Genomic DNA, 23,325 nt, shown 5'->3' on the forward strand with positions numbered 1-23,325 from the left:
TTCGGGCGCCCTCGCCTCGAGCTTTCGCGCGCTCGGCGCGCACCCACGAAACAAGGAGTCACTCCATGGCTGAGAAGCTTTCCGGCATCATCGACCCGCCCATCGACGACCTGCTCTCGAAGGTCGACTCGAAGTACCAGCTGGTGATCTTCGCCTCCAAGCGCGCCCGCCAGATCAACGACTACTACGCCGACCTGCACGAGGGCAGCCTGTTCGACAACGTCGGCCCGCTCGTCGACTCGTCGATCGACGACAAGCCCCTCTCGGTGGCCATGCACGAGATCAACGAGGACAAGCTCCGGCTCCGCCCCCTCGCCGAGTGATCCCGGGGGCCGCGTGACCCTCAACATCGTCGTCGGCATCACCGGCGGCATCGCGGCATACAAGGCCGTCGGCGTCGTGCGCGCGCTCGTGCTCGCCGGGCACGACGTGCACGTCATCCCGACCGAGGCTGCGTTGCGCTTCGTCGGCAGGCCCACCCTCGAGGCGATCTCGCGCAACCCGGTGCACACCGAGCTCTACGAGGGCGTCGCCGAGGTGCGGCACGTCGCGATCGGCCAGGCGGCCGACCTCATCGTGATCGCGCCCGCGACGGCGAACTCGATCGCGAAGCTCGCCGCCGGGCTCGCCGACGACCTGCTCGGCAACAGCGTGCTCGCGAGCGAGGCGCCCGTCGTCATCGCCCCGGCGATGCACACCGAGATGTGGCGGCACCCGGCGACGCAGGCGAACATCGCGACGCTCGAGGCCCGCGGCGTCACCGTCGTCGGCCCCGCCGTCGGCCAGCTCACCGGTGCCGACAGCGGACCCGGCCGCATGGAGGAGCCCGAGGTCATCGTCGCGGCGGCACTCGCCGTCGTGGCATCCGCTCGCGGCGAGAACCACGATCTCGCGGGTCGCCGCATCGTCGTGACCGCCGGTGGCACGCGCGAACCGCTCGACCCCGTGCGCTTCCTCGGCAACCGTTCGAGCGGCAAGCAGGGCGTCGCGATCGCCGAGGCCGCTCGCGCCCGAGGCGCCGAGGTCACCCTCATCGCGGCGAACCTCGAGGTGGCCGATCCCGCGGGCTGCGATCTCCGCCGCGTCTCGAGCGCCCTCGAACTGCAGGCCGCCGTCACCGAGGCCGCACGCGGCGCCGACGCGGTGATCATGGCCGCCGCCGTCGCCGACTACCGTCCCGCGAGCATCAGCGAGCAGAAGATCAAGAAAGACGGCTCGGGCGACGGGCTGACGATCGAGCTCGTCCGCAACCCCGACATCCTCGCCGGACTCGGGCACGCCCCGCACGACGGCACCCTCCTCGTCGGCTTCGCCGCCGAGACCGAACCCGATGACGGGCGGCTGCTCGAGCTCGGCCGCGCCAAGCGGCGTGCGAAAGGCGCCGACGTGCTCGTCGTGAACCGCGTCGGCTGGAACGAGGGCTTCGCGAGCGACGACAACTCGGTGGTCATCCTCGGCGGCGACGACGAGATCGTCACACGGCTTCACGGAACGAAACCGTCGGTGGCCGGTGCCATCCTCGACGTGGTTGTCTCGAAGTTCGCCCACACCGCCGAAGACCGCACCACGAAAGAAGCCGACCCCGTATGAGCGCCCTCCGCCTCTTCACCTCCGAGTCCGTGACCGAAGGCCACCCCGATAAGATCTGCGACCAGATCTCGGACTCGATCCTCGACGCGCTGCTCGCCGTCGACCCGAACAGCCGGGTCGCCGTCGAGACGCTCGTGACGACGGGGCTCGTGCACGTGGCCGGCGAGGTCACGACGTCGGGCTACGTCGAGATCCCGGCGATCGTGCGGGAGCGGGTCACGTCGATCGGCTACGACTCCTCCGACGTGTGGTTCGACGGCCGCTCGTGCGGCGTCTCGGTCTCGATCGGCGGTCAGTCGCCCGACATCGCGCAGGGCGTCGACCACGCCTTCGAGGCGCGCGAGCGCGCCAGCGAGGACGCCCTCGACCGCCAGGGCGCGGGCGACCAGGGCATCATGTTCGGGTACGCCACCCGCGAGACGCCCGAGCTCATGCCGGTGCCGATCTGGCTCGCGCATCGCCTCGCCGAGCGCCTGGCGAACGTGCGCAAGGCGGGCGAGCTCGACTACCTGCGCCCCGACGGCAAGACCCAGGTGACCGTCGGCTACGACGGACCGACGCCGAAGACGATCGAGACCGTCGTGCTCTCGACCCAGCACTCGCCCGCGGTCTCGAACGAACAGCTGCGGGCCGAGGTCGAAGAGCTCGTCATCCGCCCGGTGCTCGACCAGGTCGAGCTCGCGCGTCCCGAGCTCGCGGTGCTGATCAACCCGACCGGGCGCTTCGAGATCGGCGGCCCGCAGGGCGACGCCGGCCTCACGGGCCGCAAGATCATCATCGACACCTACGGCGGCGCGAGCCGCCACGGAGGCGGCGCGTTCAGCGGCAAGGACCCGTCGAAGGTCGACCGTTCGGCCGCGTACGCGATGCGCTGGGTCGCGAAGAACGCGGTGGCCGCCGGCCTCGCCGACCGGCTCGAGATCCAGGTCGCATACGCGATCGGCAAGGCGGCGCCCGTCGGTCTCTACGTCGAGACTTTCGGCACGGGCGTGCTGCCCGACGACGAGATCATCGGCGCCGTCCGCGAGGTGTTCGACCTGCGTCCGGCCGCGATCATCCGCGACCTCGACCTGCTGCGCCCGATCTACGCGCAGACGGCGAGCTACGGCCACTTCGGGCGAGAGCTGCCCGACTTCACGTGGGAGCGCCTCGACCGCGTCGCCGACCTGCGTTCCGCCGCCGGGCTCTGAGGTGACGGCCGGCCCGGTCGCCAGGGTGCTCGTCGATTCACCGCTGCCGCAACTCGACCAGCTGTTCGACTACCGCGTGCCCGAGCGACTCGTCGAAGAGGCGAAGCCGGGCGTCCGGGTGCGGGTGCCGCTGCGCTCGGGCGGACGGATCGCCGACGGCTGGCTCGTCGAGCTCGCGGAGTCGAGCGAGTACGAGGGCCGTCTCGCCGAGCTCGACCTCGTCGTGTCCGAGGTGCCGCTCCTCGGCGCCGAGGTGTGGGCGCTCGCCCGGGCGGTCGCCGACCGGGCTGCCGGCAATGCGAGCGACGTCCTGCGCCTCGCGATCCCGAGCCGCTACGTGCGCGTCGAGCGGGCCTGGCGCGCGGCCGAGCCCGACCCCGGCGAACTGCCGGCGGCCACGGCAGTCACGGGCTACGAGGCGGGCGTCGTCGAGGCGGGCATCGCAGGCGGTGAGCGGATGGCCCTCGCCGCCGACCCGCGCCCGATCAAGCTGCCGTCGGGGGAGTGGGTCGGCGCCTGGGCGGTCACGCTCGCCGAGGCCGCAGCGGCGACGCTGGCGGCCGATCGCTCGAGCCTGCTCGTCGTGCCCGACTACCGCGATCAGGAGCAGCTGCAGGCCGCCCTCGCCGAGATCGTCGACCCCCGCCGGGTGCTGCGCACCGATGCGCGGCAGACGGGCGGTGCCCGGTTCCGGGCATTCCTCGACGCCGGCGGCGATGACGCGCGCATCATCGTCGGCAACCGGTCGACGGTGTATGCGCCCGCGGCGAGGCTCGGCCTCATCGCGCTGTGGGACGACGGTGACGCGCTCATGAACGAGCCGTTGAGTCCCGGCGTGCATCCGCGCGACGTCGCCCTGATCCGACAGGAGCAGTCCGACGCGGCACTGATCCTCCTCGGGCACACTCGCAGCGTCGAGGTCGAGCGCCTCGTCGAGATCGGCTGGGTGCGGCCGGTCGCCGCCCACCGTCACGTGCGCCCGCGCGTCATCCCGACCGAGCAGCAGGCGGCGCCAGAGCCGGGCTCCGCGCGCATTCCCTCGGCCGCGTGGCGTCAGGCTCAAGAGGCGGTGCAGGAGGGGCCGGTGCTCGTGCAGGTCGCCCGCCCGGGGCACACGCCGATGCTCTCGTGCGATCGCTGTCGCGAGCCGGCGCGGTGCGCGGCGTGCGGCGGCGTGCTCGCCGTGCCCCGGGCGGGCGGCGCGCCACGGTGCACGCTCTGCGGCACGAGCGCCGCGAGCTGGCAGTGCCCGGTGTGCGAGTCGACCAAGCTGCGCGCCGTGACGGTCGGCGCGAGCCGCACCGCCGAGGAGCTCGGCCGGGCGTTCCCGCGGGCCCGGGTGATCCTCTCAGACGGCGAACGGCCGGTGCTGCGGGTGGGTGCCGAACCGGCGCTCGTCGTCGCGACGCGCGGCGCCGAGCCGATCGCCGACGGCGGCTATCGGGCGGTGCTGCTCCTCGACGGCGAGCGGATGCTCCTGCGTGAATCCCTGCGGGTCGCAGAGGACTGCCTTCGGTGGTGGTCGAACGCGGCCGCACTCGCGTCGCCGGGTGCGCCCGTCTTCCTCGTCGGGGTGGCCGGGGCGCTCGCGCAGGCGCTCGCGGGCTGGCGTCAGCTCGAGTGGGCGGGCACCGAGCTCGCCGCGCGTCGCGCGCTGCGGTTCCCGCCCGCGGTGCGGGTGGCGAGCGTCACGGCGCCGCATTCCGGGGTCGAACGTGCGATCGCCGCAGCGACGGCGGCCGCGCCCGGGGTCGACGCGCTCGGGCCGACCCCGGTCGACGACGAGCTCGAGCGCGCGATCGTGCGATTCGACTACGGTTCGGGCGCCGCGGTGGCGCGCGCGCTGCGCGCCGAGATGATCCGGGTCGCGACCGAGCGGCGACGACCTGTCGCGGGGCGTCGACCGCAGCGGCCCCGAGTCCTCCGAGTGCGATTCGACGACCCCGAGGTGCCGTAGGCCCGGAGGCGTCTCCTTCCTGAGGAGGGAATCCGTCCTCCTCGCGACGGGGAGTCCGCGCGGAGCCTCGATCGGAGCGTCCGACCTCGTTAGCGTGACGACATGACCCGCGATCGACTCATGAGCCTGCTCCTGCAACTCGCCCTCCCCGCCGCCGGAACCGTCTACTTCGTGCTGTGGTGCATCGCCGAGACGGGGCGTGGTCAGGGGCCGGCGATGATGCCGCCACCCGAGTGGGCGGTGTTCGCCGGGTTCGGCACGGCGATCGGGCTCGCAGGGCGTTTTCCGCGAGCCGCCTCGTTGATCGCGATGACGACGCTCGCGATGATGACGTTCTTGCCGGTGATGCGCCTCGAGGGCTCCGTCTGGGCGGCGCTGCTCGCCGTCCCGATCGTCGGCGTGGCCGTCGCTTCGGCGCCTCGCCGCCGCATCTGGGCCGCCGCCTATGCCGTGATCGTCGTCGTGCTCGTCGACACCTGGCTGGTGCTCGCCGGAATGCAGGAGGGGTTCCTCATCCCGGCCGCCGACTTCTGGGCGGCAGCGATGTACACCCTGCTGAATCCCTTCGCGATCGCGACTGCCCTCGTGATGGCGGCGGCGTGGGCGATCGGGTGGGCGCTCGGGACGGTGCGAACCCGGTATGCCGAGCGCCGTGCGGCCGCCCGGCAGGCTGCCGAACTGCGTGAGGCAGAGCTCGAACTCGCCGCTGCGCTCGAGCACGAGCGCTTCGCGCGGGAGGTCCACGATGTGGTCGCGCACTCGCTCGCGGGGATCGTCGCGCAGGCCGATGGCGCCCGCTACGCGGGAGTCGAGCGGGGAGCGGCGAACGATGCGCTCGACGCGATCGCCGAACGCGGACGAGGAGCGCTCGTCGAGGTGCGGCGGCTGCTCGACGGGCTCGACGACGCGGGGGAGTTCGAGAGCCCGGGCATCGACCGGCTCGACGAACTCGTCGCCGGTGCTCGTTCAGCCGGGCTCGATGTGGAGGTCGATGAGCGCGGCGAGGCGTTCGAACTCGCATCCCCGCAGTCGCGCGCGCTGTATCGGATCATCCAGGAGAGTCTGACCAACGCCGTCCGGCACGGCGGTCGAACCGCGTCGACGACGGTGGTCCTCGATCGTCGCCGCGACGGCACGGGCTTCGAGATCGTGTCGCCGCGACGGGCCGAGCGCGTCGGAGGTGTGCAGGGGCGCGGCATCGTCGGCATGCGCGAACGGGCGAGGCTCGCGGGCGGATGGCTCGGCGTCGACGCCGATGACGAACGGGGCTTCGTCGTCGCCGGGTTCCTGCCCGCCGCGCATGCCGGAGGGGCGTCGGAGGGCGGCCACGCGTCGCCCGGGGTTGACGCGGCGACGAGCAGCGAGGCCGAGGCGTGAACGTGCGGGTGGCGATCGCCGACGACGAACGGCTCTTCTGCTCGGGCATCGGCATGCTCGTCGGCTCGCAATCCGATCTCGAGTTCGTGGGTTCCGCGCATCGGGGCGACGAGGTGCGCGGCCTCGTCGACGACGCACGGCCCGACGTGCTCCTGATGGACGTGCGCATGCCCGGGCTGGACGGCGTCTCGGCGACCGAGGCGCTCCTCGGCGAGGGCGTCGACCGACCGCGGGTCATCGTGCTGACGACGCATCGAGGCGAGATCGCCGTGCAGCGGGCGTTGCGCGCCGGCGCACGCGGGTTCCTCATGAAGGACGCGACACCCGAGTTGCTGCTCGCGGCGGTTCGCACGGTGCACGACGGCGGCACGGTGGTGGCTCCGGCCGAGCCAGGCAGCCTCGTGCGCGACATTCCCGATCGCCCCCGCGACGACGCCTCGATCGCGGCGCTGTCGCGGCGGGAACGGGACGTTTACCTGCTCGCGGCGCGGGGGCGTTCGAACGCCGAGATCGCGGTGGAAGCGTTCATCTCCGAGACCACCGTGAAGAGCCATGTCTCGTCGGTGCTCGCCAAGCTCGGCCTCGCTTCACGCCTGCAGATCGTGGCGCACGCGTGGGAGCACGGACTGCTCGGCTGACGCGCATCCGGGAGAATGGGCGGGTGAACTCCCTGCGCCTCGTCTTCGCCGGAACCCCCGCCCCCGCCGTCCCGAGCCTCGAGCGGCTCATCCGCGACGGGCGCCATGAGGTGGCCGGCGTCGTGACCCGCCCCGACGCGCCGCTCGGGCGCAAGCGCGTGCTGACCCCGTCGCCGGTGGCGGCCGCGGCGGAGGCGCACGGCCTGCCGATCGTGAAGGCCACCCGGCTCGACGACAAGGCGACGGCGCGGATCGAGGCGCTCCGGCCCGATCTCGGCGTGATCGTCGCCTACGGCGGGCTCGTGCGCGAGCCACTGCTCTCGCTGCCGCGACTCGGCTGGATCAACCTGCACTTCTCGGTACTGCCGGCCTGGCGCGGTGCCGCGCCCGTGCAGCACGCGATCATTGCCGCCGACGACGAGCTCGGGGCATCCGTGTTCCAACTCGTGCCCGAGCTCGACGCGGGCGACGTTTTCGCGGTGCGCAGCTGGCCGAACGATGCGGGGCTCACGGCGGGCGCCGCGCTCGAGCTGCTCGCGGAGCGCGGCGCCGGGCTCCTCGCCGAGGTGGTCGACGGCCTCGCGGACGGCACGGCCCGCGCGGTGCCGCAGTCGGGCGAGCCGAGTCTTGCGCCGAAGCTCACGATCGACGACGGCCGGCTCGACTGGCGCCTCGACGCGCGCGCGGTGCTCGCGCGGTACCGGGGCACGACCCCGGAGCCGGGAGCGTGGACGACGGTCGGCGGCGAGCGGCTGAAGGTGCTCGAGGCCCGCGCCGTCGAGGCCGGGGAGTCGGTCGAACCGCTCGCTCCCGGCGAGCTCCGCCCCGAGCGTCGTCGCGTGCTCGTCGGCACCGCCGACGCGCCGATCGAGCTCGTCCGCGTGCAGCCCGCCGGCAAGGGCGCGATGGCCGCCGCCGACTGGGGCCACGGCCTCGCCGAGTCGCTCCGCACGCTCGAGTAGGCGCCGAGGTGCCGAGGTGCCGACCGTGTCGGCCTCTGGGCGGACGGGCAGGCTGTCGGCGCGCCGCGTACAGTTGACGGGTGCAGCAGCAACGCCCCGCCCGACGGCCCGCCCGCGACCGCGACGCCCAGCGACCCCGCCAGGTGCGCGTGTCGCCGCCCCGCATCGTCGCCTACGAGGTGCTCGAGGCGGTGCGCACGGACGAGGCCTACGCGAACCTGCTGCTGCCCAAGCGCATCGAGCGCTCGAAGCTCAGCGAGGCCGACGCGGCGCTCGCGACCGAGCTGACGTACGGCACGCTCCGCATGCAGGGCTTCTACGACGCGGTGATCGAGCTCGCCGCGGGCCGGCCCGCGGGCCGCATCGATCCGCCAGTGCTCGACGTGCTCCGGCTCGGCGTGCACCAGCTGCTCTCGACCCGCGTGCCGACGCATGCCGCGGTCAACGAGCAGGTCGTGCTCGCGAAGCGCATCGCGCCCGCCGCGAGCGGCTTCGTGAACGGGGTGCTCCGCACGGTCTCGCGCTCGAGCCTCGAATCATGGCGCGACGAGCTCGCCGCCGAGATGCCGAGCGACGACGCGCGGCTCGCGGTGCTCTCCTCGCATCCCGAGTGGATCGTCAGGGCGCTCCGCTCGGCGCTCGTGAAGGAGGGCCGCGGCGACGAGCTCGAGGCGCTGCTCGAGGCCGACAACCTGGCGCCCCGCGTGAACCTCGCGGTGCTGCCCGGGCTCGGCGACGAATCGCCCGAGGGCCTCGGCGAGCCGAACCGGTTCTCGCCGATCGGCGCGACCGCGCCGAACCCGATCGCGCTCGTCGCCGCCCACGAGGGCCGCGTGCGCGTGCAGGACGAGGGTTCGCAGCTCGCGGCGCTCGCCCTGTCGCGCGCCGCGGACGTCGCCCCTGGCGAGCGCTGGCTCGACCTCTGCGCCGGCCCGGGCGGCAAGACCGCCGTGCTCGCCGCCGAAGCGCTCGCGAACGATGCGGCCCTGGTCGCGAACGAGCTCGTCCCCGCGCGCGCCGAGCTCGTGCGCCGAGCGATCGCGGGCGTCCCCCTCGAGGTGCACGTCGCCGTCGGCGACGGTCGCGAGACGGATGCCTCGGCGCTCGGCTCTGCCGACGGATTCGACCGCATCCTGCTGGACGCGCCGTGCACCGGGCTCGGTGCGCTGCGGCGTCGCCCCGAGGCGCGTTGGCGAAAGCAGCCCGCGGACGTGCCCGAGCTCACGCAGCTCCAGGGCGAGCTCTTCGATCATGCGGTGCGGCTGCTCGCGCCGGGCGGGGTGCTGGCCTACGTGACGTGCTCGCCGCACACGGCCGAGACCCACGGCACCCTCGCGGCGGCGCTCCGCCGCTGGGAGGGCGAGCTCGAGCAGCTCGACACGCGGGCCGTCGTGCAGTCGGTGGTGCGCGAGCCGCTCGACCTCGCGGGGGCGCCCGAGACGGTGCAGCTCTGGCCGCACCGCCACGGCACCGACGCGATGTTCATCGCCCTCGTGCGCCGCACGCGCTGAACGCGCGGCGGGCGCCGCGGCATCCTCGCTCGATAGGCTTCGAGCCATGACGACGCGCATCAACCCGAGCATCCTCGCCGCCGACTTCGCGAACATCGAGCACGAGCTCGCCCGCATCGCGACGGCCGACCTCGTGCACGTCGACGTCATGGACAACCACTTCGTGCCGAACCTCACCTTCGGGCCGCAGATGGTCGAGCGCATCCGGGCGACGAGCCCGATCCCGCTCGACGTGCACCTCATGATCGACGACCCCGACCGCTGGGCACCCGGCTACGCCGAGCTCGGCGCCGAGAGTGTGACGTTCCATGTCGAGGCCGCGGCCGACCCGATCGCACTCGCCCGGCGGCTGCGTGCGATCGGGGCTCGCGCGGGCATCGCGCTGAAGCCCGGCACCGACGCCGAACCGTTCCTCGAGGTGCTGCACGAGTTCGACCAGGTGCTCGTGATGACCGTCGAGCCGGGCTTCGGCGGGCAGTCGTTCATGCCCGAGACCATGCCGAAGCTGCGGCGCGTCGCCGACGCGGTGCGCGCCGCCGGGCTCGACGTGTGGCTGCAGGTCGACGGCGGCGTCACGGTCGACACGATCGGCATCGCCGCCGAGGCCGGTGCCGACACCTTCGTCGCCGGATCGGCCGTGTTCCGAGGCGTCCCCGAGGCGCAGATCGCCGCCCTGCGAGCTGCTGCGTCGGCACACCCCCACGCGCACGGGTAGCCTAGAGAGCGTGAAGACCTTCGACGAACTCTTCGTCGAGCTGAGCGACAAGGCCCGCACCCGTCCTGAGGGTTCCGGCACCGTGCGCGAGCTCGACGCGGGCGTGCACGCCATCGGCAAGAAGATCGTCGAGGAGGCCGCCGAGGTGTGGATGGCCGCCGAGTACCAGAGCGACGCCGAGACCGCTGAAGAGATCTCGCAGCTGCTCTACCACCTGCAGGTGCTCATGCTCGCGAAGGGGCTCTCGCCGGCCGACGTGTACCGACATCTCTGATCACGCCCATGGCCGATCAGACCCGTCGACACGAAAGTACCGAAATGCTCCGAATCGCCGTGCCCAACAAGGGCTCGCTGTCCGAGACCGCCGCGCAGATGCTGTGGGAGGCCGGGTACACCGGTCGCCGCGACCCGCGCGACCTGCACACCGCCGACCCTCGCAACGGGGTCGAGTTCTTCTACCTCCGTCCCCGTGACATCGCGACGTACGTCGGGTCGGGTGCGCTCGACGTCGGCATCACCGGTCGCGACCTGCTGCTCGACTCCGGTTCCGAGGCCGCCGAGATCGCCCCGCTCGGGTTCGGCGACTCGACCTTCCGCTTCGCCGGCCCCGACGGCGCGTTCGCCGAGCTCACCGACCTCGAGGGCGTGCGGGTCGCGACGAGCTACCCGGGCCTCGTGGGGGCCTTCCTCGAGCGCCAGGGCGTCACCCCGGCGAAGCTCGTCAAGCTCGACGGCGCCGTCGAGTCGGCCGTGCGACTCGGCGTCGCCGATGCCGTCGCCGACGTCGTCTCGACGGGGTCGACCCTGCGCAAGGCGGGACTCGAGATCTTCGGCCCGGTGATCCTCGACTCGACGGCCGTGCTGATCGGCTCGGGCGTCGACAAGCCCGGCGCCGCGACCCTGCTGCGCCGCCTCCAGGGCGTGCTCGTCGCCCGCCAGTACGTGCTGCTCGACTACGACGTGCCCGTCGAGCACCTCGAACGGGCGACCGCCGCCGCACCCGGGTTCGAGTCGCCGACGGTCTCGCCGCTGCACGACCCCGAGTGGGTCGCCGTGCGCGTCATGATCCCGCGCGTCGACATGAACCACGTGATGGACGAGCTCTACGAGATCGGCGCACGGGCCATCCTCGTGTCGGCGATCCACGCCGCCCGGTTGTGAGGTTCCGCGCATGAGCCTCGCCGTCCGTGTCATCCCGTGCCTCGACGTGGCAGGCGGCCGCGTCGTCAAGGGCGTCAACTTCCAGAACCTCCGCGACGCCGGCGACCCCGTCGAACTCGCGGCCCGCTACGCGGCGCAGGGCGCCGACGAGCTGACCTTCCTCGACGTGACCGCGACGGTCGACGACCGCTCGACGACCTACGAGATGGTGCAGCGGGTCGCCGAACAGGTGTTCATCCCGCTGACGGTCGGCGGGGGAGTGCGTTCGACCGACGACGTGGCACGCCTGCTCGCCCACGGCGCCGACAAGATCGGGGTGAACAGCGCGGCGATCGCGCGCCCCGAACTCATCGCCGAGATCGCCGACCGCTTCGGTGCGCAGGTCTGCGTGCTCTCGCTCGACGTGAAGCGTTCGGAGCGCACCCGGTCGGGCTTCGTCGTGACGACCCACGGCGGGCGCACCGAGACCGAGCTCGACGCCCTCGACTGGGCCCGGCGGGCGATCGAGCTCGGCGCGGGCGAGCTGCTCGTGAACTCCATCGACGCCGACGGCACGAAGGCCGGGTTCGACCTCGAGCTCACCGGGCTCATGCACGAGCTCTCGACCGTGCCGGTCATCGCCTCGGGCGGCGCGGGGCGGGTGGCCGACTTCGCGCCGGCGATCGCGGCCGGAGCCGACGCGGTGCTCGCGGCGAGCGTCTTCCACAACGGCGAAGTGACGATCGGCGAGGTCAAGCGCGCCCTCGCCGACGACGGGAGGATCGTCCGATGAGCGAGTACTCGACGGCCGAACAGGCGCTCGACCGCGCCGTCTTCAACGAGCAGGGGCTGCTGCCCGCCGTCATCCAGCAGTGGGACACGGGCGAGATGCTCATGCTCGGCTGGATGGATCGCGAGGCGCTGCGCCGCACCCTCACCGAGGGTCGCGTCACGTTCTGGTCGCGCTCGCGCCGCGAGTACTGGCGCAAGGGCGACACCTCGGGGCACGCCCAGTACGTGCGCGAGGCCGCCCTCGACTGCGACGCCGATACGCTGCTGGTGAAGGTCGAGCAGATCGGTGCCGCCTGCCACACGGGCACGCGTACTTGTTTCGACGGCGACCCGATCGAGGTCGTCGTCGGCCACCCGCCGAACGACTGACACGGCCGCAGGCCGAGCCGCACGCATGAACCGCACGCACGCCCACCGACGACGCGACGAGGAGAACCGATGACCGCCGCCACGACGACGTTCGAGGAGTTCAGCGCCCTCCTGGCCGGCCGACGGGTGGTTCCCGTCGTGCGCGAGCTCTTCGCCGACGGCGAGACGCCCGTCGGCATCTACCGCAAGCTCGCGCAGGGCCGCCCGGGCACGTTCCTCCTCGAGTCGGCCGAGCAGGGCGGCATCTGGTCGCGCTACTCGTTCGTGGGGGTCTCGTCGTACGGCGTGCTCACCGAGCACGACGACCGAGTGGTCTGGCAGGACTACGGGCTGTCGGCCGAGCGGGCGCTCGGCGAGGCATCCGCACTGCCGCCCCTCGCGGCCCTCGAAGCGCTCTTCGAGCGCTGGCAGACCGAGGATGTCCCGGGCGCGCCGCCGCTCACCGGCGGCCTCGTGGGCTTCATCGGCTGGGAGGCCGTGCGTCAGATCGAGCACCTGCCGAACCGGCCGCCGGCCGAGTCGTCGATGCCGGGGCAGGCGTTCTCCTTCGTCGCCGAGCTCGTCGTGATCGATCACCGCACCGGCACGGTGCAGCTCATCGCGTCGGTGCTGAACGACACCGGCGCCGCAGCCGATGACCTCTGGCGCGAGGCGCAGGAGCGTCTCGACCGCCTGCAGCGCGGTCTCGCGGCGCCCGCCGAGGCGTGGCTCGCCGAGATCGACCTCGGCCGCCGGGCTTCGCCGACCCACCGCACCGAGGAGGCCGACTTCCTCGCGGCGGTCGAACGTTCCAAAGACTTCATCCGCGACGGCGACGTGTTCCAGGTGGTCGTCTCGCAGCGGTTCGAGCAGGAGGCGACGGCGCCGGCGATCGACGTCTACCGGGTGCTGCGCAGCCTCAACCCGAGCCCGTACATGTACTTCGTGCATCTCGACGACGCCGAGGGTGAGCCGTACTGGATCGTCGGCTCGTCGCCGGAGGCGCTCGTCAAGGTGCAGGGCGGCCGCGTGTTCACCCACCCCATCGCGGGGTCGAAGCCGCGCGGTGCGAGCCCCGAGGAGGACGCGGACCTCGAGTCGGAGCTCATCGCCGATCCGAAGGAGCAGGCCGAGCACCTGATGCTCGTCGACCTCGCCCGCAACGACCTCGCGAAGGTGTGCGCCGCCGGCTCGGTCGAGGTGACGGAGTTCATGCGGGTCGAGCGCTTCAGCCACATCATGCACCTCGTCTCCTCGGTCGAGGGCGACCTCGTGCCCGGAACCAACGCCATCGAGGTGTTCCGAGCGACGTTCCCCGCGGGAACGCTGTCGGGGGCGCCGAAGCCTCGAGCGCTCGAGATCATCGACGAGCTCGAACCCGCCCAGCGCGGGCTCTACGGGGGAGTGGTGGGCTACTTCGGCTTCGGCGGCGACGCCGATCTCGCGATCGCGATCCGCACGGCGACGATCTCGGGCGGCGTCGCCCGGGTGCAGGCCGGCGCCGGGCTCGTCGCCGACTCGGATCCGGCCAGCGAGTTCGAGGAGTCGCGCAACAAGGCCGCGGCGCCGTTGCGCGCGGTCGCCGTCGCGAACGCGATGCGGAGGGCCCACTCGTGAACCGCGCCCGAATGAAGCTGCCCGCGATCGTCCTCACGATCATCGGGGCCGGGCTCGGGCTGCTCGCCTGGAGCCAGACCTGGTTCGACCTCGTGCTCGCGAGCGGCGCCGGAGCGCACGTCAGCGCCGAGGTCATCGCGGTGCCCGGCAGCGTCGCCTCGCCGGCGATCGCCGCCCTCTCGCTCGCCGGGCTCGCCCTCGCCGCCGCGCTCGCACTGGCCGGCCCGGGCATCAGAATCGTGCTCGGGGTGCTCGAGGTGCTGCTCGGCGGATGCCTCGTGCTCGCCGCATCGCTCTCGCTCGGCGACCCCGTCGGCGCGGTCTCCGCCTCCGTCACCGACGCGACCGGGGTCGCGGGCGCCGCGCCGACCGCCGACCTCGTCGGCACCGCCGTCGCCACGATCTGGCCGACCGTCGCGATCGTCGCCGGCGTGCTCGTCGTCGTGGCCGGTCTCCTGGTGCTCGCCACGGGCACGCGCTGGCCCGCATCGACCCGCCGCTACCGCAGCGGCCTCGAGCCGGACGACGGCGACGGAGCCGGTGCCGCAGCGGACGGCACCGCCGACGCGCCCGAGCGCGCCGCATCCGACCGCGCGATCGACGACTGGGACGAACTCAGTCGCGGCGACGACCCGACCGATGACACGAACCACCCCGAACCGAACCGCTAGACTTGCGGGCGAAACCCCCGCACGAAGGAGCAACATGAGCACTGAGACCGCAGACCCCGGCCACGGACACTCGCCCGCGGCATGGACCGCCGTCACCATCATGCTCATCGCGTTCGTGGTCGGCACGGTCGCCTTCTTCTTCGACGCGCAGTGGCTCGTCTGGGCGTCCGCCGGTCTCCTCGTCGTCGGTCTCCTCGTCGGCTGGGTGCTCGCCCGTGTCGGCTACGGTGTCGGCGGCTCGAAGGTCGCTGAAAAGGCGCACTAGTGCTGGCCGAACTGACGGCGAACGCGGTCGCCGATGCGGTCGCACGCCGTGAGCACCGCCCGCTCGCCGAGGTCGAGGCCGCGGCGCTCGCTCGTCCGGCTGCGCTCGACGCCCTCGAGGCGCTGCGGCCCGCGGCTCACGTCAAGGTGATCGCAGAGATCAAGCGCTCGAGCCCCTCGCGCGGCTCGCTCGCGACGATCGCCGATCCGGCGGCGCTCGCCCGAAGCTACGAGCTCGGCGGTGCGAGCGCGATCAGCGTGCTCACCGAGGGGCGCAAGTTCGGCGGTTCGCTCGCCGACCTCGAGACCGTGCGCGCCGCGGTCGCGCTGCCGGTGCTCCGTAAAGACTTCATCGCGACGCCGTACCAGGTGCTCGAGGCCCGGGCCGCAGGTGCCGACCTCGTGCTCCTCATCGTCGCCGCCCTCGACGACGTGACGCTGCGCGAACTCTTCGACCTCATCGTCTCGCTCGGCATGACGCCGCTCGTCGAGACGCATTCGGCCGATGAGCTCGATCGCGCGGCAGCGCTCGGTGCGCGCCTGATCGGCGTGAACGCCCGCGACCTCTCGAGCTTCGAGCTCGATCGCGACCTCTTCGGCCGTCTCGCCGATCGCTTCCCCGAGGGAGCGATCCGCGTGGCCGAGTCGGCGGTGCTCTCGCCCGCCGATGTCGCGCACTACCGCGCGTCGGGTGCCGACGTCGTGCTCGTCGGCGAGGCGCTCGTCACGGGCGACCCGATTGCCAACCTCTCAGCTTTCCTGGCGGTGTGACATGGCGCTTCGCGCGCAGACCGGTCCGTACTTCGGCGACTTCGGCGGGCGCTTCGTGCCCGAATCCCTCGTCGCCGCCCTCGACGAGCTCGGCGAGGCCTACGACCTCGCGAAGCTCGACCCGGCGTTCGGCGCCGAGCTCGCCGAGCTCGGCCGCAGCTACACGGGGCGACCCTCGATCATCACCGAGGTGCCCCGCTTCGCGAAGCACGCGGGCGGCGCGCGCATCATCCTGAAGCGCGAAGACCTGAACCACACGGGTTCGCACAAGATCAACAACGTGCTCGGGCAGGCGCTGCTCACGAAGCGCATCGGCAAGCAGCGCGTCATCGCCGAGACCGGCGCGGGCCAGCACGGCGTCGCGACCGCGACGGCGGCGGCGCTCTTCGGGCTCGACTGCACGATCTACATGGGCGAGGTCGACACCGAGCGCCAGGCGCTCAACGTCGCCCGCATGCGGCTGCTCGGCGCCGAGGTCATCGCGGTGAAGGCCGGTTCGCGAACCCTGAAGGACGCGATCAACGAGGCCATGCGCGACTGGGTCACGAACGTCGCGACGACCAACTACATCTTCGGCACGGTCGCGGGCCCGCACCCGTTCCCCGAGATGGTCCGCGACTTCCAGAAGATCATCGGCGAGGAGGCGCGTCAGCAGGTGCTCGACCTCACCGGTGCGCTGCCCACCGCCGTCACGGCCTGCGTCGGCGGCGGGTCGAACGCGATCGGCATCTTCCACGCCTTCCTCGACGACGAGGGCGTCGGCCTCTACGGCTTCGAGGCGGGCGGCGAGGGCGTCGACACCCCGCGTCACGCGGCGACCATCACGAAGGGCCGCCCAGGGGTGCTCCACGGCGCCCGCAGCTACATGCTGCAGGACGACGACGGCCAGACGATCGAGTCGCACTCGATCTCGGCCGGACTCGACTACCCCGGCGTCGGACCGGAGCACTCGTGGCTCTCCGCGATCGGGCGGGCGCAGTACCGGCCCGTCACCGACGACGCCGCGATGCAGGCGTTGCGCCTGCTGACCCGTACCGAGGGCATCATCCCGGCCATCGAGTCGTCGCACGCCCTCGCGGGCACGCTCGAGCTCGGCCGCGAGCTCGGCCCCGACGCCACGATCCTCGTGAACCTCTCGGGCCGCGGCGACAAGGACATGGACACTGCAGCCCGGTACTTCGAGCTGTACGACGAGGAGGCCGGCGCATGACCGCTCGCAACACGGTCGGCCCGGTCATCGCACGGCGCAACGCCGAGGCATCCGGCGCCCTCATCGGCTACCTGCCCGTCGGCTTCCCGACGCTCGACGAGAGCGTCGAGGCGGCCGTCGCGCTCGTCGAGAACGGCGTCGACGCGCTCGAGCTCGGGCTCCCGTACTCCGACCCGGTCATGGACGGCCCCGTCATCCAGGCGGCCACGCAGCAGGCGCTCGCGAACGGCTTCCGCCTCGCTGACGGCTTCGAGGCGGTGCGTCGCATCACCGAGCGCGTGGATGCCCCGGTGCTGATCATGACCTATTGGAACCCCGTGGTGCAGTACGGCGTCGAGCGCTTCGCCGACGACCTGGCCGCCGCCGGGGGAGCGGGGCTCATCACCCCCGACCTCATCCCCGACGAGGGCGCCGACTGGATCGCCGCCTCCGAGCGGACCGGGCTCGACCGGGTGTTCCTCGCAGCCCCGACGTCGACCGACAAGCGCATCGCTCGGGTCGTCGAGGCGAGCCGCGGGTTCGTGTACGCCGTCTCGACCATGGGCATCACCGGTGCCCGAGCCGACGTCGACCGCGCCGCACGCACGGTCGTCGACCGCTTGACGTCGGCGGGCGCGCCCGCGAGCTGCGTGGGCGTCGGCATCTCGACGGCTGCGCAGGTGCGGGAGGTGCTCGAGTACGCCGAGGGCGCGATCGTGGGCTCGGCGCTCGTGAAGGCCCTCGCCGACGGCGGGGTCCGGGGGGCGGCAGAGCTCGCCGCCGAGCTCGCGCGCGGTACGCGCGCCGAGTGAAGTACGCTGACTGAGGCCCACGCGGCCGACGTTTCTCCCGAGGAAAGGCAGCAGCCCGAGTGATTGCACCGCTCAGCATTCCGAGTCCCGACTACGAGTGGCAGGCTTGGGAGATCAACCTGTTCGGGTTGCACCTCAACATCAACACGTATGCGCTGTGCATCCTCGTGGGCATCATCCTCGCGGTCGTCATCACGTCGCGACGTCTGACCAAGCGCGGCGCCGAGCCCGGCATCGTCCTCGACATCGCGCTCTGGGCGGTGCCGCTCGGCATCATCGGCGCCCGGTTCTACCACGTGGTCACTCACCCCGACGACTACTTCGCCGGCCAGGAGTGGTGGACGGTCTTCGCGATCTGGGAGGGCGGCAACGCCATCTACGGCGCGCTCATCGGCGGTGCCATCGGTGTGCTGATCGGGTGCCGGTTCACCGGCCTGCGCTTCCTGACCTTCGCCGACGCGCTCGCGCCCGGGCTTCTCGTCGCGCAGGCCGTCGGCCGCCTCGGCAACTGGTTCAACCACGAGCTCTACGGCGCCCCCACCGACCTGCCCTGGGGGCTCGAGATCGAGTACGACAACGTGGCCTGGCCGCAGGGGCTCGTCGAGGGCACGCTCTTCCACCCGACCTTCCTCTACGAGATGGTCTGGAACCTCGCCGGTGCGGCGCTCATCGTGCTCCTCGAGCGCCGGATCAACCTGCGCTGGGGCAAGGCCTTCGCCGTCTACCTGATCTGGTACGGTCTCGGCCGCTCGTTCTTCGAGTCGATCCGCGTCGACCCGAGCGAGATGTTCCTCGGCATCCGGGTCAACGTCTGGGCGTCGTTCGCGGCGGTCGTCCTCGGCATCGTGATCCTCCTCGTGCAGCGTCGTCGGCACACCGGAACCGAACCGAGCCCGTACGTGCCCGGACGTGAATGGAAGGGCCCCGACGCTGAGGTAGACTCAGACGAAATCGAGTCCGACTCAGACTCTCTCGACGACGGCGTCGAGGGCGAGAACGAATCCCTGGGCGAGACGGCGGCCACAAGCCCGAGCCGTTCCACCTCTTAGGCAGCCGCCCCACACCACGTTCTCCGAACCGGCGCCGCACCATGCGTCGTGACATCCCGTGTAGGGCCGATGGCGTCCCCGCTTCCCACTAGTTGATGAGGACGGTCCCTGTGTCGCTCAGCCAACCCTTCTCGCGGTTCGGATCAGTCCCGGCCGCGCAAGGCATGTACGACCCCGCCGAAGAGAAAGACGCCTGCGGGCTGGCGATGGTCGCCACGCTCCGCGGCACGGCGGGGCACGACATCATCACCGCGGCGCTCGACGCGCTGCGCAACCTCGAGCACCGCGGTGCGGTCGGTTCCGACGCCGGAACCGGCGACGGCGCGGGCATCGTGACGCAGATCCCCGACGAGTTCCTGCGTGCGGTGGCGACCTTCCCGCTGCCGGCCGCCGGCGCCTATGTCGTCGGCAACGCGTTCCTGCCGGTCGACCCGACGACCCGGAGCGCCGTCAAGCGTCGGCTCGGCCTGCTCGCCGCGTCCGAGGGGCTCGAGGTGCTGGGCTGGCGTGAGGTGCCGGTGCGGCCCGACGAGCTCGGCACGCTGGCACGCGCGGCGATGCCCGCGGTGCAGCAGCTCTTCCTGCAGTCGAGTGCGACGACCTCGACCGGTTCGCGGCTCGACGGCATCGCGCTCGACCGGCTCGCGTTCCGGTTCCGCAAGCGCGCCGAGCGCGAGCTCGAGCTGTACTTCGCGTCGCTCTCGTGCCGCACGATGGTCTACAAGGGCATGGTCACGACGCTCCAGCTCGAGCCGTTCTACCCCGACCTCTCCGACGAGCGATTCGCCTCGAAGCTGGCGCTCGTGCACTCCCGGTACTCGACGAACACCTTCCCGTCGTGGCCGCTCGCGCAGCCCTTCCGCATGATCGCGCACAACGGCGAGATCAACACCATCCAGGGCAACCGCAACTGGATGCGGGCCCGCCAGTCCCAGCTCGAGTCCGAGCTGCTCGGCGACCTCGGACCGATCCTCCCGATCGTGACGCCCGGCGCGAGCGACTCGGCCTCGTTCGACGAGGTCGTCGAGCTGCTCACGCTCGCAGGTCGCAGCCTTCCGCACGCGATCATGATGATGGTGCCCGAGGCGTGGGAGAACCAGACCGAGCTGACCCCCGAGCGACGGGCGTTCTACGAGTACCACTCGATGCTCATGGAGCCGTGGGACGGCCCCGCGGCGATCGTCTTCACCGACGGCTCGCTCGTCGGCGCGACGCTCGACCGCAACGGGCTCCGCCCGGGCCGGTACGTCGTCACCGACGACGGGCTCGTCGTGCTCGCGAGCGAGATCGGGGTGCTCGACCTCGAGCAGTCGCGCATCGTGCGCAAGGGGCGGCTGCAGCCGGGCCGCATGTTCCTCGTCGACACCGAGGCGGGCCGCCTCATCGAGGACGACGAGATCAAGTCGCAGCTCGAGGCGTCCGCACCGTGGGGCGAGTGGCTCGAAGAGGGGCGCATCCGCCTCGCCGAGCTGCCCGAGCGCGAGCACATCGTGCACCCGCCGGCTTCGGTGAACCGCCGCCAGCGCACCTTCGGCTACACCGAGGAAGAGGTGAAGATCCTGCTCGCGCCGATGGCGCGCACCGGGCAGGAGCCGCTCGGTGCGATGGGCTCCGACACGCCGATCGCGGTGCTGTCGAAGCGACCGCGCCTCCTCTTCGACTACTTCACGCAGCAGTTCGCCCAGGTGACGAACCCGCCGCTCGACTCGATCCGCGAGGCGGTCGTCACCTCGCTCGGCACCTCGCTCGGGCCCGAGCGCAACCTGCTCGACGCAGGCCCCGAGCACGCACGCCAGGTCTCCCTCACCTTCCCGGTGATCGACAACGACGAGCTCGCGAAGATCGTGCACATCGACCCGTTGCCGGGCCGGCGCACGACCGTGACCGTCCGCGGTCTCTACCGATTCGACGAGGGCCCCGACGCCATGCGCGACCGCCTCGCCGCGATGTGCGGCGAGGTCGACGAGGCCATCGAGCAGGGCGCGAAGTTCATCGTGCTCTCCGACCGCGACTCGAACAAAGACCTGGCGCCGATCCCGTCGCTGCTCATGCTTTCGGCGGTGCACCACCACCTCATCCGCGCCGAGAACCGCATGAAGGTCGGGCTCGTCGTCGAGGCCGGCGACGTGCGCGAGGTGCACCACATTGCACTGCTCGTCGGCTACGGCGCCTCCGCGGTGAACCCGTACCTCGCCATGGAGAGCTGCGAGGACCTCGTGCGCGCCGGGGTCATCAGCGGCATCACCCCCGAAGACGCCGTGCACAACGTGATCAAGGCGCTCGGCAAGGGCGTCCTGAAGATCATGTCGAAGATGGGCGTCTCGACGATCTCCTCGTACGCGGGCGCTCAGGCCTTCGAAGCGGTCGGACTCTCGCAGGAATTCATCGAGGAGTACTTCACCGGTACGACGTCGAAGCTCGGCGGCGTGGGCCTCGACGTGATCGCGGCCGAGAACCTCGATCGGCACTCGAAGGCCTACCCCGAGGACGCGGCGGTGCGCGCGCACGAGCGTCTCGCGACGGGCGGCGAGTATCAGTGGCGCCGCGACGGCTCGCCGCACCTGTTCAACCCCGAGACCGTGTTCCGGCTGCAGCACTCGACGCGCAACCGTCGCTACGACGTCTTCCGCGAGTACACCTCGCTCGTCGACTCGCAGGCCGAGGAGCTCGCGACGCTCCGCGGCATGTTCGCACTGCGCACCGGAATGCGTCCCGCCGTGCCCATCGACGAGGTCGAGTCCGTGGCATCCATCGTGAAGCGCTTCTCGACCGGCGCGATGAGCTACGGATCGATCTCGAAGGAGGCGCACGAGACGCTCGCCATCGCGATGAACCGGATCGGCGCGAAGTCGAACACCGGTGAGGGCGGCGAGGATCTCGACCGCCTGCTCGACCCCGAGCGCCGCAGCGCGATCAAGCAGGTCGCTTCGGGTCGCTTCGGCGTCACGAGCATGTACCTGACCCACGCCGACGACATCCAGATCAAGCTCGCGCAGGGTGCGAAGCCCGGCGAGGGCGGCCAGCTGCCGCCGACGAAGGTCTACCCGTGGGTCGCGCGAACGCGTCATGCGACCGCGGGCGTCGGCCTGATCTCGCCGCCGCCGCACCACGACATCTACTCGATCGAAGACCTCAAGCAGTTGATCTTCGACCTCAAGCGGGCGAACCCGAAGGCGCGCATCCACGTGAAGCTCGTCAGCCAGTCGGGCATCGGCGCGGTCGCCGCGGGCGTCGCGAAGGCGCTCTCCGACGTGATCCTCGTCTCGGGGCACGACGGCGGCACCGGTGCGAGCCCCTTGAACTCGCTGAAGCACGCAGGCACCCCCTGGGAGCTCGGCCTCGCGGAGACGCAGCAGACGCTCATGCTGAACGGCATGCGCGATCGCGTCGTCGTGCAGGTCGACGGTCAGCTGAAGACCGGGCGCGACGTGGTCATCGGTGCGCTGCTCGGCGCCGAGGAGTTCGGCTTCGCCACCGCCCCGCTCGTCGTCGAGGGCTGCGTCATGATGCGCGTCTGCCATCTCGACACGTGCCCGGTGGGCGTCGCCACGCAGAATCCCGAGTTGCGCAAGCGCTTCACGGGCAAGCCCGAGTTCGTCGTGAACTTCTTCGAGTTCATCGCGCAGGAGGTTCGCGAGTACCTCGCCGAGCTCGGCTACCGCTCGCTCGACGAGATCATCGGCCGCCGCGAACTGCTCGACGTCGACCGAGCCGTCGACCACTGGAAGGCCTCGGGCCTCGACCTGACCCCGGTGCTCGTCGGCCCCGACTTCTCCGAGTCCGAGCCGCGCCGCAACGCGCGCGCCCAGGACCACGAACTCGACGAGCACTTCGACAACGAGCTCATCCGCCGCAGCGGCATCGTGCTCGACGAAGGCGGGGCGATCGAGATCGCACTGCCGATCAAGAACACCGAGCGCGCCGTCGGCACCATGCTCGGCCACGAGGTCACGGTGCGCCACGGCGAACAGGGCCTGCCGGCCGGATCGATCGACGTGACCCTCACGGGCTCGGCGGGGCAGTCGCTCGGCGCCTTCATGCCGAGCGGCATCACGCTGCGACTCGAGGGGGACTCGAACGACTACGTCGGCAAGGGCCTCTCGGGCGGACGCATCGTCGTCCGTCCGTCGCGCGACAGCGGCTTCGTCGCCGAGCGCAACGTGATCGCCGGCAACGTCATCGGCTACGGCGCGACGCGCGGCAGCATGTTCATCCGCGGCATCGTCGGCGAGCGCTTCCTCGTGCGCAACTCCGGTGCGACCGCGGTCGTTGAAGGTGTCGGCGACCACGCCCTCGAGTACATGACGGGCGGTCTGGCCGTCATCCTCGGCGAGACCGGACGCAACCTCGGCGCCGGCATGTCGGGCGGCACCGCCTACGTGCTCGGTCTCCGCGAGGAGCGGGTCAACCGCGAGTCGCTCACGAGCGGCGAGCTCGAACTCCTCCCGCTGGGCGGCGCCGACCGCGAGATCGTACGCGATCTGCTCGAGCAGCACGTCGCCGAGACCGACTCGGCGGTCGCCGCTGCACTCCTCGCCGACGGCGACGCCGGCTTCGACCGCTTCACCAAGGTGCTGCCGCGCGACTACGCGGCCGTGCTCCGCACTCGCCAGAGCGCGGTCGACGAGGGGCTCGACCCCGACGGCGACGTCGTCTGGTCGCGAATCCTGGAGGTCACGAATGGCTGACAGGACGATGCTCCGGTCCCGCGCAGTAACGACGAACAACCTGG

Annotated in this window: 21 protein-coding genes; all 21 read left to right on the forward strand. The window is 71.7% G+C overall.

Going from position 1 to position 23,325, the window contains the following annotated elements:
* The first annotated feature begins 65 nt into the window (after positions 1-65).
* Positions 66-323, forward strand: coding sequence for a DNA-directed RNA polymerase subunit omega (gene rpoZ, locus GQQ93_RS10420; RefSeq protein WP_022888006.1), 258 nt, complete (start codon positions 66-68; stop codon positions 321-323).
* A gap of 13 nt (positions 324-336) precedes the next feature.
* Positions 337-1,590, forward strand: coding sequence for a bifunctional phosphopantothenoylcysteine decarboxylase/phosphopantothenate--cysteine ligase CoaBC (gene coaBC, locus GQQ93_RS10425; protein ID WP_157424153.1), 1,254 nt, complete (start codon positions 337-339; stop codon positions 1,588-1,590).
* Positions 1,587-2,780: a methionine adenosyltransferase gene (gene metK / locus GQQ93_RS10430; protein ID WP_157424154.1), complete on the forward strand. Its 1,194-nt coding sequence runs from the start codon at positions 1,587-1,589 to the stop codon at positions 2,778-2,780. Before coaBC ends, metK begins: the two co-directional genes overlap by 4 nt.
* A 1-nt stretch (position 2,781) precedes the next feature.
* Positions 2,782-4,737 carry a primosomal protein N' family DNA-binding protein gene (locus tag GQQ93_RS10435; RefSeq protein ID WP_157424155.1) on the forward strand — a complete coding sequence of 652 codons (1,956 nt, stop codon included), beginning with the start codon at positions 2,782-2,784 and terminating at the stop codon, positions 4,735-4,737.
* 102 nt (positions 4,738-4,839) lie between these two features.
* Positions 4,840-6,114, forward strand: a complete 1,275-nt coding sequence (locus tag GQQ93_RS10440) for a sensor histidine kinase (protein WP_157424156.1) — start codon at positions 4,840-4,842, stop codon at positions 6,112-6,114.
* Positions 6,111-6,752: a response regulator gene (locus GQQ93_RS10445; RefSeq protein WP_157424157.1), complete on the forward strand. Its 642-nt coding sequence runs from the start codon at positions 6,111-6,113 to the stop codon at positions 6,750-6,752. Before GQQ93_RS10440 ends, GQQ93_RS10445 begins: the two co-directional genes overlap by 4 nt.
* Before the next feature lie 32 nt (positions 6,753-6,784).
* Entirely contained in the window at positions 6,785-7,714 is a 930-nt protein-coding gene (fmt, locus tag GQQ93_RS10450; protein ID WP_157424260.1) for a methionyl-tRNA formyltransferase, read from the forward strand.
* Between the two features lie 149 nt (positions 7,715-7,863).
* The gene (locus tag GQQ93_RS10455; protein ID WP_157424261.1) at positions 7,864-9,225 is read left to right on the forward strand and encodes an RsmB/NOP family class I SAM-dependent RNA methyltransferase; all 1,362 of its coding nucleotides are present in this window, start codon (positions 7,864-7,866) and stop codon (positions 9,223-9,225) included.
* Positions 9,226-9,271: 46 nt separating this feature from the next.
* Entirely contained in the window at positions 9,272-9,940 is a 669-nt protein-coding gene (gene rpe, locus GQQ93_RS10460; RefSeq protein ID WP_157424158.1) for a ribulose-phosphate 3-epimerase, read from the forward strand.
* Positions 9,941-9,950: 10 nt separating this feature from the next.
* Positions 9,951-10,214 (forward strand): phosphoribosyl-ATP diphosphatase, encoded by a 264-nt coding sequence (locus GQQ93_RS10465; RefSeq protein ID WP_157424159.1) that lies wholly within the window; start codon positions 9,951-9,953, stop codon positions 10,212-10,214.
* Positions 10,215-10,258: 44 nt separating this feature from the next.
* Entirely contained in the window at positions 10,259-11,101 is an 843-nt protein-coding gene (gene hisG, locus GQQ93_RS10470; protein WP_157424160.1) for an ATP phosphoribosyltransferase, read from the forward strand.
* A 10-nt stretch (positions 11,102-11,111) separates the two neighbouring features.
* Positions 11,112-11,873 carry an imidazole glycerol phosphate synthase subunit HisF gene (hisF, locus tag GQQ93_RS10475; protein WP_157424161.1) on the forward strand — a complete coding sequence of 254 codons (762 nt, stop codon included), beginning with the start codon at positions 11,112-11,114 and terminating at the stop codon, positions 11,871-11,873.
* Entirely contained in the window at positions 11,870-12,241 is a 372-nt protein-coding gene (gene hisI / locus GQQ93_RS10480; protein ID WP_157424162.1) for a phosphoribosyl-AMP cyclohydrolase, read from the forward strand. The genes hisF and hisI overlap by 4 nt, the downstream gene beginning before the upstream one ends.
* Before the next feature lie 69 nt (positions 12,242-12,310).
* A complete protein-coding gene (locus GQQ93_RS10485) occupies positions 12,311-13,837 on the forward strand; it encodes an anthranilate synthase component I (protein ID WP_157424163.1) in 1,527 nt (508 codons plus the stop codon).
* Positions 13,834-14,508, forward strand: coding sequence for a Trp biosynthesis-associated membrane protein (locus tag GQQ93_RS10490; protein ID WP_157424164.1), 675 nt, complete (start codon positions 13,834-13,836; stop codon positions 14,506-14,508). Before GQQ93_RS10485 ends, GQQ93_RS10490 begins: the two co-directional genes overlap by 4 nt.
* Positions 14,509-14,542: 34 nt before the next feature.
* Positions 14,543-14,773 (forward strand): DUF6704 family protein, encoded by a 231-nt coding sequence (locus GQQ93_RS10495; RefSeq protein ID WP_157424165.1) that lies wholly within the window; start codon positions 14,543-14,545, stop codon positions 14,771-14,773.
* Positions 14,773-15,543, forward strand: a complete 771-nt coding sequence (gene trpC / locus GQQ93_RS10500) for an indole-3-glycerol phosphate synthase TrpC (protein ID WP_157424166.1) — start codon at positions 14,773-14,775, stop codon at positions 15,541-15,543. The genes GQQ93_RS10495 and trpC overlap by 1 nt, the downstream gene beginning before the upstream one ends.
* A 1-nt stretch (position 15,544) precedes the next feature.
* Positions 15,545-16,753 carry a tryptophan synthase subunit beta gene (gene trpB, locus GQQ93_RS10505; protein ID WP_157424167.1) on the forward strand — a complete coding sequence of 403 codons (1,209 nt, stop codon included), beginning with the start codon at positions 15,545-15,547 and terminating at the stop codon, positions 16,751-16,753.
* The gene (gene trpA, locus GQQ93_RS10510) at positions 16,750-17,544 is read left to right on the forward strand and encodes a tryptophan synthase subunit alpha (protein WP_157424168.1); all 795 of its coding nucleotides are present in this window, start codon (positions 16,750-16,752) and stop codon (positions 17,542-17,544) included. The genes trpB and trpA overlap by 4 nt, the downstream gene beginning before the upstream one ends.
* A 59-nt stretch (positions 17,545-17,603) precedes the next feature.
* Entirely contained in the window at positions 17,604-18,593 is a 990-nt protein-coding gene (gene lgt / locus GQQ93_RS10515) for a prolipoprotein diacylglyceryl transferase (RefSeq protein WP_157424169.1), read from the forward strand.
* A 95-nt stretch (positions 18,594-18,688) separates the two neighbouring features.
* Positions 18,689-23,281 carry a glutamate synthase large subunit gene (gltB, locus tag GQQ93_RS10520; protein WP_157424170.1) on the forward strand — a complete coding sequence of 1,531 codons (4,593 nt, stop codon included), beginning with the start codon at positions 18,689-18,691 and terminating at the stop codon, positions 23,279-23,281.
* Positions 23,282-23,325: the final 44 nt, after the last annotated feature.

It is taken from the genome of Agromyces lapidis, assembly GCF_009749405.1.
Classification (GTDB): domain Bacteria; phylum Actinomycetota; class Actinomycetes; order Actinomycetales; family Microbacteriaceae; genus Agromyces; species Agromyces lapidis.

What these genes read in the sequence shown, in the direction of transcription:
- hisF (WP_157424161.1), top strand. Translation starts at nt 11,112, where the DNA reads ATGAGCCTCGCCGTCCGTGTCATCCCGTGCCTCGACGTGGCAGGCGGC.
- hisI (WP_157424162.1), top strand. Translation starts at nt 11,870, where the DNA reads ATGAGCGAGTACTCGACGGCCGAACAGGCGCTCGACCGCGCCGTCTTC.
- metK (WP_157424154.1), top strand. Translation starts at nt 1,587, where the DNA reads ATGAGCGCCCTCCGCCTCTTCACCTCCGAGTCCGTGACCGAAGGCCAC.
- GQQ93_RS10495 (WP_157424165.1), top strand. Translation starts at nt 14,543, where the DNA reads ATGAGCACTGAGACCGCAGACCCCGGCCACGGACACTCGCCCGCGGCA.
- hisG (WP_157424160.1), top strand. Translation starts at nt 10,259, where the DNA reads ATGCTCCGAATCGCCGTGCCCAACAAGGGCTCGCTGTCCGAGACCGCC.
- trpA (WP_157424168.1), top strand. Translation starts at nt 16,750, where the DNA reads ATGACCGCTCGCAACACGGTCGGCCCGGTCATCGCACGGCGCAACGCC.
- GQQ93_RS10485 (WP_157424163.1), top strand. Translation starts at nt 12,311, where the DNA reads ATGACCGCCGCCACGACGACGTTCGAGGAGTTCAGCGCCCTCCTGGCC.
- rpe (WP_157424158.1), top strand. Translation starts at nt 9,272, where the DNA reads ATGACGACGCGCATCAACCCGAGCATCCTCGCCGCCGACTTCGCGAAC.
- rpoZ (WP_022888006.1), top strand. Translation starts at nt 66, where the DNA reads ATGGCTGAGAAGCTTTCCGGCATCATCGACCCGCCCATCGACGACCTG.
- gltB (WP_157424170.1), top strand. Translation starts at nt 18,689, where the DNA reads ATGAGGACGGTCCCTGTGTCGCTCAGCCAACCCTTCTCGCGGTTCGGA.
- GQQ93_RS10440 (WP_157424156.1), top strand. Translation starts at nt 4,840, where the DNA reads ATGACCCGCGATCGACTCATGAGCCTGCTCCTGCAACTCGCCCTCCCC.
- trpB (WP_157424167.1), top strand. Translation starts at nt 15,545, where the DNA reads ATGGCGCTTCGCGCGCAGACCGGTCCGTACTTCGGCGACTTCGGCGGG.